Raw genomic sequence first — 13,828 nt, 5'->3', positions numbered from 1 at the left:
TGACATAAAAAAACGCCTGCTGGTGAGCCAGCAGGCGTTTTCAATAAGCTCAGAACCCTTAGCCGTTAAGGGTAAGGACGTTAGTCTTACTGATACGGTGACGGTAAATTTCACGCAGATATTTAATGGCGTTTCTGACGTTATCAATGTCCAAACGAATGTCATTAATGGAAACGAACTGCTGCGTATTGTCGATCAACTCACGGTACTTCTTCTCATACATTGGCTTGATCGCGTACCAGTTGGTATCCAAAATTTTGGCTGGATTCTCGTGGCTATTGAAGTATTTATCGACCAGGCTGTCATCAAAGTCTTCCATTTGAATCATATCAATGATCGCTTGATCCACTTCATCCGTGTAACGGTAATCATCTTTTGCGAAACAACGCTTCATGTAAGCCACCATAAGGGTTAAGAAGTCATCACTCAAACATGGACTCTTAGCAATCAGGGTAGTTAATGATAGATTCGCTGACGCACCAATCACCAAGGCGTAACGCTTAAGCGTGGTGTTTGGACACAGACGGTTCAAGTGCATTTTCAAGCGGTTTAGTGCAGTGAAAGACAACTTGAAGTCGCGTGGTAAAGAGATGATCGACACAATGGAGGAACAGTTCTTAAAGAAGTGCAAATCACTTAATTTAGAAATGTCGTAGCCACTCTTACGGAAATCTTTAATGGCTTGACGGTAACGATCCGATTCAACAGGCAATACACTCACCCCTTCAATCGCTGATGTGTCTTCATTAAAGTGAGGCAACTCAATAGAACGGCAGAACAGGTCATCAATGTCGACCATATCCTGATGAACACCAGGACCCACTACGCTCTCGGCATATGCGACAGCAACTGGGCCAGCCAAACTCATAAACAAGTCATTGGCATCAAGACGAATGGTTTCGGAAATATCAATCCCCGCACGACGGAAATAATCCTCATCGTAATCCGTTGTCACCGCTTGAGCCGTCAGGATGTTGAAGATCTGCTGAGAGATATATTGGTTCGCGTATTTCTCCATAGTATTCACATCAATACTATCGGCATCGCCACCATCTTCTTCTTCCGCATAACGCATAATATCGTTTGAAATTAGCATCATGGAGTTCCAAGGACGAATACGTTCCATCACATCGGCAGGCACTTCGTCTTCTTCACGCTCTTCGTTGTAAGAGAAATTCCATTCTTCCGAGATGTATTTCGTCAACAGACGACCAGCATTGATGTGCAAGGCTTCTGAGATTTCCACGTTCTTACCGGAAATATTCGGTAGGATACAAATACCAGAGGTAAAAATAGGCTCAAAGACAAAGCTGTGACGCTTATCCACCAATTGCGATTGGTCAGAACGGTAATCAAAGGTTTTACTAAGATAGGAGAATTGCTGAGCCAAACCAAATTCAGAGGCCATACCTGAACCTGTACCACCACCCGCACTAAAGATGTAGAAGTACAAGCGAGATTGGTTGGCTTTGATACCACAAGAATCCACCAAATAAGAATGCAGGTGTTTCCAATCTTCGTTACGGAAGGTCGACGTATCTTTATTTAGAATGATTTTCGCTAGGTATTGACCTAGGATAGGCGCGTTACCAGCACCACCAGCATGCACTTCGGATAAGTCCATGATTTGTAATTTTTTGTACTCTTCCAAGAACTGCTCACGGCCTTCTTGGTTTGAAAAACGAATACGTCCTTCAATGTCTTTATCTAAGTCACCCAGTAAGACGATCGGTTCAATTAAGAATACTGGCTTGAAGCCATCTTTGCCTTCGATGGGTAAATGCTTGCGAATCCAGCGCATCGGACGGAACTCTCGTTCGGTGTCCAGCAGCTCTTGGTTTTCCACTTCACGCATGTAGTTTGCACGCGCATCGTATACCAAAGACGCCACATCCAAAGCGATATTAGAGCCACAACGCCCTAAGCCAATCAGACAGACTGACGGAAATACCTGATCAACATTCTGTGGTCCTTCTGTCGTCACCGGTGGGTGAATCTGACCGCGAACAACGTCCAAATTTTCTAAGATTTTCTCTAGATTCGGTTCCGTATAATAGAGGTGTTCTATTGGCAGGTTGTCTTGACTCATGTGGCATCCTTTTTTGAAGCAATCTACTTACAACAGGCGATCTGCTTATCGCTACTAAGGCATTAAGAAAACAAACTTTTTGCTCTGTTAAATGCACGTTTTTTTCAATATCTATACTCAAACAATATCATCCTTATATAACAAAGGCACGAACATGATGAGGCAGAACGCAAAATTTTTGTCAGGTATCGTCAATCTTTTGTATAAGCTCTCCAATTAGGCTTATTCCTTTCAAATCACAGCGATTTTTCAGAACAGATGACAATACTTACATATTAATAACAAAAAATTACACTATTTCGATCAGAAAGTTAATCTTTGTACTAAGCTTATTTGCAAAGTTGTGTCTTAGATGGCTACCGAGGTACTACTGTGTCAATCTCATCCATACCACTAAATCGCCTTACCATACCGACAATACAGCCGGCGGTAGAAGTGCGCCCGCAAACCTCATCACAACAAGAGCGGGAACCAGCAGTAGACTTATCTGAACAAGCGAAACAACTTTTAGCCTCCTCCCAATCTCAATTAGATGAGACCAAAGGAGATAAACAGGAGAAAGAAGAAGAAGGTAAGGAATCCGTACAAGTCACTTCCAGCATTGGCCGAATGTCACGAGTCAGTGGTCTACAAAGGGAAGAAGTGGCGGCCTTGTACCGCACAATCGAAAAACTGAACTAGCCAACATCACAACGAAGGATGTTGGCTGAGCTTTTTATGGTTATTCAAACGTCAGTGTGTAACCGTTTGGAGCCAACACTTCGGCTTCACGCTGTAAGTTAGCCAAAGTCAAAGGTCGACTGTCTAACCAATCCGCCAAAAACTCTGCATGCAAACTTTTCTCAGACGCCTTCAACGTAAAGATAGGCATGTCACCCTCTTTGCGATCATGGTGCAGCAAAATAGCCAAACGCAACAAGATCGACAGTCGATCCAGATCCTGCTGATCCCCTTTGGTAAAACGATAGCCCAAAGATTGAGTGAACTTACGACGATGGCGCAAGATCAAGTTCGCCAGCGCTTGTTGCTCTTGTTGCGAAAAGCCCGGCATATCAGATTCGCTAATAATGTAGGCACCATGTTTGTGATAACGGCTGTGCGAAATGCCCACACCAACCTCATGCAACAAACCAGCCCAGCGCAATAAGTCTTCACTCGAAATACTGCTCAACCCCCAATCATCCTTCACCTGAGCTAACGCGGAGAGTGCGGTCTGAGTGACTAATTTCGCTTGCTCGGTATCAATATGGTATTGATTCAGCATGTAGTTAACGGTGCGCTCACGAATGTCGGTTTCCGCGTAACGACCCATAATGTCGTACAACACACCTTCTCTGAGCGCCCCAGTAGAAAAGTCCATCTGCTTAATGTCAAAACACTCAAACACCGCCGTTAAAATAGCGATGCCTGCGGCAAAAGTACTTTTTCGCTCGGGTTTCAATCCGACTAGGTCAATGTTATCTGCATGTCCAGCTTGAAATAGGGCCTTTTGGATTTGCTTGAGGTTTTTCGGCGTGATGCCTTTCTTTCCCCAATTATTTTCCTTCACTATATTAAACGCTGCTTTAATAGTACCAGACGAACCAATGGAGACATCCCAAGCTTCATCTAGATAATCATCCTGAATACTCAGTAGCTCAAGACGAGCCGCCGTCACCGCTTTCTGAAAGTTTGATTTTGAAATCACACCGTCATGAAAGAAACGTTTAGCAAAGCTCACACAGCCCATGTGCAAACTTTCCGTTAAAATAGGCTCCAGTTGCTTACCAATAATAAACTCGGTACTACCACCACCAATGTCGACCACTAAACGTTTTGATTCACCATGATCCATGGTGTTGGAGACGCCGACGTAAATCAATCGAGCCTCTTCTCGCCCTGCAATGATTTCCACCGGGTGGCTCATGATGTCCATGGCACTGCCAATAAAGTCATAACGATTTTTGGCCACACGTAAGGCGTTGGTGCCCACTACTCGTACAGACCCAGGTGGCATGTCTTCAATCACTTGAGCAAATTGCGCCAAGCATTCCAGACCGCGCTGTTGTGATGCCTCATCTAGATGGTCATCTACTAGGCCTGCTGCCAGTTGTACTTTTTCACCAAACTCGCCAGTGATACGAAGCTGCCCGTGCGTCACTTGAGCAACCACCATATGGAAGCTGTTGGAGCCCAAGTCAATGGCGGCTATTTTTTCGAAAGGGAAATCATGAGATTGTTGCAAAAAGAGAGACTGCATCCAGTAAACCTTATCTTGCTGAAATCAAAAAGGTGTTGAGTTGAGAGTATATCAGTTAACTGAAGAAGCATTGATGGATCAACTCATAAAAACCATAAGATTGATGGCTTTTTTTATCGCTGATCAAACCTTTTCTAAGAAAATCAAGAGAACAAACGACTATTTTCCCTCTGTACCCCCCTAAAAACCCTATTTTGATCAAAAAATTACCAGAAATTGCTTTTTTCCTAGTTTTCTCTATAGACCTTGCCTTTAAGTCGATCTATAGTATGGATGGTCTTGATGAAGAGCCAACTATAAATGGCCTCTGAAAGACTCCAATCAAATTGTTTCGCGCTGTATTGGCTTAGCCCTATCCGGGCCCTTATAAATAGAGCATACCTTAAAAACATTGCTCGTTTCTTTGGTGCCGAGTGGCTGATACATTGTTAGATACTTCCAGACACAGATTAGTCTGGCTTAATAAAAAGCCCTTTTAATCCTGTCAATTTTCCTCAAATGAGCTAATACAAACCCGTTTATGAACCTTACCGAATTAAAACAGAAATCAGTACACGAACTTTTAGAAATCGCATCAGAAATGGGCCTAGACAACATGGCTCGTTCACGCAAACAAGATGTTATTTTCTCCATCCTTAAGCGTCATGCAAAAAGTGGGGAAGACATCTATGGCGATGGTATCCTTGAAATTTTACAAGATGGCTTCGGTTTCCTTCGATCGCCAGATTGTTCTTACCTAGCTGGGCCAGACGACATTTATGTTTCGCCAAGCCAAATACGTCGATTTAATCTTCGTACAGGTGACACCATTGCGGGGAAAATTCGTCCACCGAAAGACGGCGAGCGTTACTTTGCCCTTCTAAAAGTAAACGAAATTAATTTCGACAAGCCAGACAGTGTTCGCAACAAAATCTTATTTGAGAACTTAACGCCTCTTTTTGCTGATGACCGTTTGGCCATGGAAGCGGGTAACGGCTCAACCGAAGATGTTACCTCACGCATCATTGATCTGGTTGCCCCAATGGGTAAAGGTCAACGTGCCTTGGTGGTATCACCACCAAAAGCCGGTAAAACCTTTATGCTACAAAACATTGCGAATTCCATTACTCGCAATAATCCGGAATGTCATTTGATCGTTCTTTTGATCGATGAACGTCCAGAGGAAGTAACTGAGATGTCTCGTACCGTTCGCGGTGAAGTCGTTGCCTCTACCTTTGATGAACCACCAGCACGTCACGTTCAAGTGGCTGAAATGGTTATCGAAAAAGCCAAGCGCTTGGTTGAGCACAAAAAAGACGTTGTCATTTTGCTAGATTCTATTACCCGTTTGGCTCGTGCTTACAACACCGTCATTCCTTCTTCAGGTAAAGTCTTAACCGGTGGTGTGGATGCCAATGCCCTTGAACGTCCAAAACGTTTCTTCGGTGCGGCGCGTAACGTTGAAGAAGGTGGCAGTTTAACCATCATCGCAACAGCACTGGTAGATACTGGGTCCAAAATGGACGAAGTTATCTTCGAAGAATTTAAAGGTACAGGTAACTCTGAGCTTCACCTTGACCGTAAGATTGCTGAGAAACGAACCTTCCCAGCTATCAATATTCGCCGCTCAGGTACGCGTCGTGAAGACCTACTGACATCCGAAGATGAACTGCAACGCATGTGGATTCTTCGTAAACTACTTAATCCTATGGAAGACATTGCCGCTACCGAGTTCCTCATTGATCGACTTCGAGTCACCAAGACCAATGACGAATTCTTCGAGTCAATGAAAGGCAAGAATAAGTAAGTCGATACACAACCTGAAAAACCACTTTTTAAAAGTGGTTTTTTTTCCATTCTAGAAAGCATAACTGACATTTGTCTTTTGGCTGACAAATGTGCGACGGAGTAACAACATGAATGAAGTGACCGCCAAGGTAAAGGCTGTTGAACTGGTTAATAAAGATGTTTATCAAGTCACATTGGAAATGGATTCCTTTTCTTTTATCGCGGGTCAATACGTTATGATCCAGCTACCAACGGGCGAGCAAGTCCCTTATTCCATTGGTAGTGCGCCTGGCGAATTGCCACTTCTGACCTTATACATTCTTGTTAGTGATCCCGACTCCCTTGCTCACAAGGTCGTGGCACATCTTCGACAATCGTCAGAAGTCAGCCTAAAAGCACCAGGTGGAGACTGCCACCTAGAAAGTGAAGCTCTGAGCCTGGCCTCTGAACACATCTTACTTATTGCTGGCGGTACTGGCTTTGCTCAAGTAAAAAGTCTATTCAGTGACTTAGTTGCGCGTCACTTTGAAGGCAAAATATCATTTTATTGGGGCGTTAGAACACCACAAGATGCCTTTGCAGAAGCTTGGTTAGAAAGTGCAAGGCAACATGACAATGTGTCTGTGAACCTTGTGGTTAATGATGGTTCTGATGAGTGGAACGGTCGTACGGGCTGGTTGTATGAAGCCATTTTAGCCGATCACCCAGATCTGTCAGACAGCGCGGCTTTCATCAGCGGTTCAGTCGGCATGGTCTATGGCACATTAGACCAGCTTGAAGCAAAAGGCCTGAAGGAGAACAATTGTTTTTCAGATGTCTTTGCGTATGCCCCAAGACCAGAAAAGCCACAGCTTTAATATTGGCTGCAAAGACAATAAAACGTCAGCAAAGCAAAAACAAAAAAGAGAAGTCCAAGACTTCTCTTTTTTTATGGCATAGAAAGAACGACTGCTTACGCTATCACAGACTTCCAAAGCTGCAAGATTTCTTGCTGATCCGCTTCTGATACGCCTTCGGATTCAAGTGTTTCTTTCAGAGTCCCTTCAAAGGCGAAGTCAAATTCATCCGCACCCTCTCCTTCTACACTGCTGTGCAACCCCAGCAAGCCTAATAGATAAGCACAATAAAAGAGTTGATCTCCTTCTTCTGCTTGATGCTCTAGTTCGCGCAATTTATCACACAGCTGATCTGCCCGATCGGCAAAGGTTACTGACATAATCTCTCTCTACTTATTTGACGGATACAAAAAAGCTGGGCCACATTCCCAGCTTTTGAAAGACATTAAAACCGGCTTATGGCTTTAATTCCAATGTTGACAGGGTGCGATCACGGATCGTCAGTAACAAGTCCGTATTTTCAACCAATGACTCGCCGTAAGACGGCACCATTTGCTTCATTTTCGCTCGCCATTCACTGTCATTTAAACGATCAGCGAAACAACGCTCAAGAATGCCAATCATGGTATTCACCGTAGTCGATGCACCAGGTGACGCCCCCAGCAAAGCAGCCAAAGAACCGTCTGATGATGTGATTGCTTCAGTACCAAACTCCAGTTTGCCTGCACCCTTCTCGTCTTTCTTGATAATCTGAACTCGCTGCCCTGCGTACGCCAACTCCCAATCTTCGTCTTTTGCCTCTGGGTAAAATTGACGCAAAGAGTTACAACGATCTTTATGGGATTGCATCACCTCACTGATCAAGTAACGAGTCAGATCCATGTTGTTCTTGCCGACACTCAACATAGGTTTGATGTTGTTGAAGCGAACACTCTTTGGCAGATCCAAGAATGAGCCAGTTTTTAAGAACTTCGTGGTGAAACCTGCAAAAGGCCCGAACAAAATGGCTTTTTTCCCATCAATGATACGAGTATCTAAATGGGGTACTGACATAGGCGGCGCACCAATTGGAGCCGCACCATATACTTTAGCGTAGTGCTGCTCAACCAACTCTGGTTTATCGCAAACCAGCCATTGACCACTAACAGGAAAACCGCCATAGCCATTGCTTTCTTTGATACCGGACTTTTGTAGCAACGGCAACGCGCCACCACCAGCACCCAAGAAAACAAACTTGGCGTCTACAACTCGTTCTTTGCCATTCACATCCAAAGTGACTTTCCAGCGACCATCTGAACCTTGCTCAAGGTCTGTCACTTCACTCTTCAAGCTAAGTTCAAACTGATCAGTCCCTTCCAGCAATTTACTCATGTTACGAGCAATGGCACCAAAGTTAACGTCTGCCCCATGCTCAATACGGGTCGCAGCAAGCGGTTCGTCTGAACCACGATTTTGCATAATTAACGGCATCCATTGCGCCAAGGTCTCACGGTCTTCCGTGTACTGCATTTCTTTAAACGCCGGATGCGCACTCATGGCTTGATGACGTGCTTTTAGCATTTTGACATTGCGCTCACCCCAAACAAAGCTCTGATGAGGTACGCGATTGATGAATTCTTTCGGCGCTGGCATTAACCCTTTTTCAACTAGGTAAGACCAGAACTGTAAGCTCACTTCAAAAGCAGCATTAATGCTCACCGCTTTATCAATGTTCACTGAACCATCTGAATTTTCTGAGGTGTAATTTAATTCGCAATACGCGGCATGTCCTGTCCCTGCGTTATTCCAACCATCCGTACTTTCTTTTGCGACACTGTCTAAACGCTCCACCATTAAGATGGACATATTAGGATCAAGTTGTTTTAGCAATACGCCTAGTGTGGTGCTCATAGCACCGCCGCCGACGAGTAAAACGTCTACTAAATTTGAAGTCATAAAATTTCGCCGTGTCATACCCAATTGTAAAGTTGAGACTGATGTAGAAAGGGGGCTTTTGGCCAGCAGCTAGTTATTATTAGAGGAGGTACTGCAATACTTTCTTCTCGGTTCCTCAGAATGCTTTTGTTTGCATTGGCAAGCAGCTAGATTAAAAAATAAACAAGCCAAAAAGGATTCTAAGTGGATAAAAAGTGATTATACGGATTTTGTCACCAATGTCTTGAGACCTTAGTCTAAGTTTGTAGATATATTCACATTTTGAGCAACACGATCTATGACATTTTATTGACTTTAGCGACAAGAAATAGGATTTTTAAGACATTAACAAAAAACTTGCTTCGATTTTGCATCTATAATTAATTCATAATATTCGTTATCACTGCACGAAATTCAATTTTCACTGGCATGGAGACTTAAGCAATGAAAGCCCAAGACATTATGGTGAGCAATGTTATCTGTGTCGACATGGACGAAAGAGTGCCTGAAGTGAAAAACCTACTCCAGCAACATGGTTTTCATCACCTGCCGGTTACCGAACATGGTCGTCTGGTTGGCATCATCTCGGACCGAGACATATTACGCTTGGTAAGCCCATTCATTGACAGTGTGTCAGAGCAAGCAAGAGACCTAGACACATTGAATCGTGCCGCCCATCAAATCATGACACGTCAGCCAATCCGTGTGAAAGCCGACACTCCAATCACAGAGATTCTGGCTTGGTTAAAAAAAGTGGATATTTCATGCTTCCCCGTCGTCGACGAGGAAGATCATGTAATCGGTATCATCACTTGGCGAGATTTGGTCAACCACGCCAAGTATTGATCATAGGAAAGAGCAAACTCAGTGCGTTTGCGCCTGATCTCCTAGCATATCGACCAGATCGGCTTCTTTGAATTCATATTGCTCTGCACAGAATTGGCAGTCGACCTTGATGGCACTTTGCTCAATCAGCAGCTGACGAATTTCTTCAGCTCCTAACGACATTACGGCATCTAGCATACGTTGACGAGAGCATGAACAACCAAACTGCATTTGTTTCGAGTCGTACATGCGCACTTCTTCTTCATGATACAAACGATGCAGCAAGGTTTCCGTATCCAATCCCAACAGTTCATCTTCTGATACCGTTGAGGCAAGATGTGTAAAACGATCCCAAGCATCGGTATCACCCGCTTTGGCTTGCTCTTGCGGCAATCGCTGTAAGAACAAACCACCACATTGAGATCCGTTCGCGGCTAACCAAACCCGACTCGGTAACTGCTCAGACTGCAAGAAATATTGCTCAAGACATTCTGCCAAAGTATCACCAACCACTTCCACAATGCCTTGATAACGCTGACCATTGCGAGGCTGAATGGTGATCACCAAATACCCACCAGCCAGCAGCTCTTTCAGCGAAAGCGTGTCTGGTACGGTTTGCTCCTCATCCCATTGCACAATGCCGCGCAAGTTTTGGAATTCATCGCATTCCGTCATCAAAGTAGACAGGAAACCATTCCCTTTGGCTTGCATGGACAAAACACCATCTATCTTGATAATGTCGCGCAACAAAGCAATGGCGGCGACAAATTCGCCCAACAGTTTTTCCAATGGTAAAGGGTATTCTTTACGCTGAATGATTTCTTGATACGCACTGTTCAACAACACTCGCTCGCCACGCACATTAGTGTGATCAAACGAAAAGCGTTGAATCTCATTCACTGATAAATTATTCACAAAAAGCACCTTCTCAGCTCAAAGCTGATGATAAAATTCATAACATAGATGCGCGCCATTTTACCCTCGCGAAAAGCAATCATCCACTTTAAAACAGTGTAACCATCACCTTTGCTATTTCGTTTCTTATTAGGGCGCTCTAAAATACCCCCACACAGACATTAGTCCTCGTTTTTTGAGGTAAGAGACAATTCGCTTATATGATTCAATTCACCGAAGTCAGTTTACAACGTGGTACGCAATTCTTATTGGAAGAAGCTGACCTAACCATATTTGAAGGCCAGAAAGTCGGTCTTATCGGCGCCAATGGTGCCGGTAAGTCTTCTCTGTTTGCCATGATCAAAGGCGAGTTACAAGCGGACACAGGCGAAGTCATCTTGCCGGGCCAACGTCGTATTGCATTTATGGCGCAAGAAGTTGAGGAAACACAACGATCCGCATTGGATTACTGTCTTGATGGCGACGACAACCTCAGAAAAATACAAGCGAACATCCTCAAAGCCGAAACCACTGGGGATAATCATGCGCATGCCTCTTGGCTCGCGGAATTTGAAACCGCGCAAGGCTACACAGCAGAATCTCGCGCCGAGACATTGCTGCAAGGTCTCGGCTTTAAAATGTCAGACATGCACAAACCTGTGTCGGATTTCTCCGGTGGTTGGCGTATTCGACTAAACCTAGCCAAAGCGTTAATGTGCCCTTCTGATGTTTTACTGCTTGATGAGCCGACCAACCACCTAGACTTAGACGCCGTCATGTGGCTGGAAAACTGGCTACGTCAGTATCCAGGCACCCTATTGCTGATTTCCCATGACCGAGACTTCATCGATGGCATATGTAGCCACATTGTGCACCTATACCAGAAGAAGCTGACGCTTTATAAAGGTAACTATTCAGACTACGAACGCCAACGAGCGGAGCATCTTGCCCAACAGCAAGCCAACTATGAAAAGCAACAAACCAAGCGAGCCCACCTACAACAATATGTGGATCGCTTTCGCTACAAAGCAGACAAAGCCAAGCAGGCTCAAAGCCGTTTAAAAATGCTGGAGAAAATGGAACTCATCGGACCTGCGCACATTGATTCCCAATTCGAATTCAGTATTCCCGTGGCCGAAAAGACCTCTCAACAGCTGATTAACCTGATTCAAGCGAATCTCGGCTACACATCAGAACAACAAGTCCAAACACAACAACTTGGCAACACCAACTTCGCCATCCGTGATGGTCAACGCATTGGTTTACTCGGTCCGAATGGCGCGGGTAAGTCAACCTTAATCAAATCCATTGTGGGGGAAATTCCACTCTTATCCGGTGATCGAGTCACAGGCGAAAACCTAGCCATTGGTTATTTCTCACAACACCAACTCAGCGCGCTGGATTTGGAAGCCTCCCCTGTTTTGCACATACAAAGGCTGTCACCCAAAGTGTTAGAAAGCGATATTCGCCGCTACCTAGGCGGTTTTGGCTTTATTGGAGACGATGCGTTGCGTGCTGTAAAAGGCTTTTCTGGAGGCGAGAAAGCCCGTCTAGCCCTATCGTTAATCGCTTGGACTAAACCCAATCTGCTGATTCTCGATGAGCCAACTAACCACTTGGATCTCGAAATGCGCCAAGCCTTAACCGAAGCCTTGCAAGCGTTTCCAGGGGCGATTTTACTGGTTTCACACGATCGTCATTTGTTAAACAGTACAGTGGACGAGTTCTATCTGGTCGCTGACCATCAGATTCAAGCTTTTGATGGTGATCTGGCCGCGTATCATGCTTGGTTACAAGCACGACAAGCTCAATCCCTAAGAGAAGAAAAAGGTGAGCAGGAAGTCAAAGTAGACAAAGTTGATCGCAAAGAAGAACGACGTAAAGCCGCGGAACTTCGTGAGAAGCTACGACCACTTCGCAAACAAATAGAACAACATGAAAAAGCCGTACAAATGGCGCAAAGCAAGCTGGATATTATTTCTGAGAAAATGGCCGATTCCAGCCTGTATGAAGCAAGTCAAAAAGACACTCTACAAGCCTTACTCAGCGACGAGGCACAATGGAAGAAATCGTTAGAAGAAAGCGAAGAAGCTTGGTTTGAAGCACAAGAAGAACTCGAAGCAGCGGAAGCAGAACTCCAATAAACTGCTAACTGAGTAAATAATGGGGTAAAGCCTCTCGAATTGCCTAATCGCAAGGCTTTCCTCATGACTCTGTCTTATTATTGTCACATAACTAACGTACATTCCTACACTGCGAAAAGGAGATATGTGGATGACCTTTCCATACACTCGTATGCGCCGCATGCGTAAGCACGATTTTTCTCGTCGTTTGATGCGTGAGCATCGACTCACTGCAGACGATCTGATCTACCCAATGTTTATTATTGAAGGGGAGCAAGTTCGCGAAGCGGTTCCTTCCATGCCAAACATTGAGCGTGTCTCTATTGATTTCCTATTAGATGAAGCCAAAGAGTTGGTCGAGTTAGGCATCCCTACTGTGGCTTTATTTCCGGTCATCGCAGCGGATAAAAAATCGCTCCTTGCCGAAGAAGCCTATAATCCAGATGGTTTAGTTCAACGAGCGGTTCGTGCATTAAAACAAGCCTTTCCAGAGCTTGGCGTGTTAACGGATGTGGCCCTTGATCCTTATACCACACATGGACAAGATGGCATTATCGACGATGATGGCTATGTCTTAAATGACGTGACGGTAGACACGCTAGTAAAGCAAGCTTTGTCTCATGCTCAAGCGGGCGCTGATGTGGTTGCCCCGTCAGACATGATGGATGGTCGTATTGGTGAAATCCGCGAAGAATTGGAAACAGAAGGTTTCATTAACACCTTGATCATGGCGTATGCCGCAAAGTACGCATCAGCTTACTATGGTCCATTCCGCGATGCGATTGGCTCAAGCGGCAACCTCGGCAAAGGCAACAAGTTCACCTATCAAATTGATCCGGCGAATTCCAATGAAGCCATCCGAGAAGTCATGCTGGATCTAGACGAAGGAGCCGACATGGTGATGGTGAAACCTGGACTGCCTTATTTGGACATCGTTCGTCGTGTTAAAAGTGAATTAGAAGTGCCCACCTTCGCCTATCAGGTTAGCGGTGAGTACGCCATGCACATGGCCGCTTTTGAAAAAGGCTGGCTAGATAAAGACTCGGTGATGATGGAATCGCTGCTGGCATTTAAACGCGCCGGAGCAGACGGCATATTAACCTATTTCGCAAAAGACGCAGCTCGCCTGCTAAAAGGTTAA

The 13,828-nt window shown here is 44.8% G+C and carries 11 protein-coding genes; 6 read left to right on the top strand and 5 right to left on the bottom strand.

Translation table 11 applies throughout. The features are described from left to right. Positions 1-58: 58 nt before the first annotated feature. Positions 59-2,089 carry a hypothetical protein gene (locus DFP76_RS03545; RefSeq protein WP_113873300.1) on the bottom strand — a complete coding sequence of 677 codons (2,031 nt, stop codon included), beginning with the start codon at positions 2,087-2,089 and terminating at the stop codon, positions 59-61. A gap of 372 nt (positions 2,090-2,461) precedes the next feature. Between DFP76_RS03545 and DFP76_RS03540 the strand changes: the two genes are divergently transcribed. Beyond that, positions 2,462-2,770: a hypothetical protein gene (locus tag DFP76_RS03540; protein ID WP_147084166.1), complete on the top strand. Its 309-nt coding sequence runs from the start codon at positions 2,462-2,464 to the stop codon at positions 2,768-2,770. Positions 2,771-2,810: 40 nt separating this feature from the next. Here DFP76_RS03540 and DFP76_RS03535 read toward each other — a convergent pair whose 3' ends face one another. Next, a complete protein-coding gene (locus DFP76_RS03535; RefSeq protein WP_113873298.1) occupies positions 2,811-4,328 on the bottom strand; it encodes a Ppx/GppA phosphatase family protein in 1,518 nt (505 codons plus the stop codon). A 520-nt stretch (positions 4,329-4,848) separates the two neighbouring features. Here DFP76_RS03535 and rho point away from each other — a divergent pair. Then, positions 4,849-6,114, top strand: coding sequence for a transcription termination factor Rho (rho, locus tag DFP76_RS03530; protein ID WP_063332452.1), 1,266 nt, complete (start codon positions 4,849-4,851; stop codon positions 6,112-6,114). 109 nt (positions 6,115-6,223) lie between these two features. Next, positions 6,224-6,952 carry an NAD(P)H-flavin reductase gene (locus DFP76_RS03525; protein WP_113873297.1) on the top strand — a complete coding sequence of 243 codons (729 nt, stop codon included), beginning with the start codon at positions 6,224-6,226 and terminating at the stop codon, positions 6,950-6,952. Positions 6,953-7,047: 95 nt separating this feature from the next. Here the strand turns inward: DFP76_RS03525 and DFP76_RS03520 are convergent, their stop codons facing one another. Together DFP76_RS03520 and mqo are read right to left on the bottom strand one after the other, a co-directional pair. Next, a complete protein-coding gene (locus tag DFP76_RS03520) occupies positions 7,048-7,311 on the bottom strand; it encodes a hypothetical protein (protein WP_113873296.1) in 264 nt (87 codons plus the stop codon). Between the two features lie 76 nt (positions 7,312-7,387). Then, a complete protein-coding gene (mqo, locus tag DFP76_RS03515; RefSeq protein ID WP_113873295.1) occupies positions 7,388-8,884 on the bottom strand; it encodes a malate dehydrogenase (quinone) in 1,497 nt (498 codons plus the stop codon). Positions 8,885-9,289: 405 nt separating this feature from the next. On the opposite strand from mqo, the gene DFP76_RS03510 reads away from it, so the two are divergent. Continuing rightward, entirely contained in the window at positions 9,290-9,691 is a 402-nt protein-coding gene (locus tag DFP76_RS03510; protein ID WP_113873294.1) for a CBS domain-containing protein, read from the top strand. Positions 9,692-9,709: 18 nt separating this feature from the next. On the opposite strand, the gene hslO is transcribed toward DFP76_RS03510, so the two are convergent. Beyond that, positions 9,710-10,585, bottom strand: a complete 876-nt coding sequence (gene hslO, locus DFP76_RS03505; protein WP_113873293.1) for an Hsp33 family molecular chaperone HslO — start codon at positions 10,583-10,585, stop codon at positions 9,710-9,712. Positions 10,586-10,785: 200 nt separating this feature from the next. Here hslO and DFP76_RS03500 point away from each other — a divergent pair, with 200 nt between their 5' ends. After that, positions 10,786-12,708, top strand: coding sequence for an ABC-F family ATP-binding cassette domain-containing protein (locus DFP76_RS03500; protein ID WP_113873292.1), 1,923 nt, complete (start codon positions 10,786-10,788; stop codon positions 12,706-12,708). A 130-nt stretch (positions 12,709-12,838) separates the two neighbouring features. Then, positions 12,839-13,828 (top strand): porphobilinogen synthase, encoded by a 990-nt coding sequence (gene hemB / locus DFP76_RS03495; protein ID WP_181799783.1) that lies wholly within the window; start codon positions 12,839-12,841, stop codon positions 13,826-13,828.

The sequence above is a fragment of the Marinomonas aquiplantarum genome (assembly GCF_003314975.1).
GTDB lineage: Bacteria > Pseudomonadota > Gammaproteobacteria > Pseudomonadales > Marinomonadaceae > Marinomonas > Marinomonas aquiplantarum.
The sequence above is the reverse complement of the archived record's forward strand: the minus strand, read 5'-3'. Positions and strand labels throughout refer to the sequence as shown.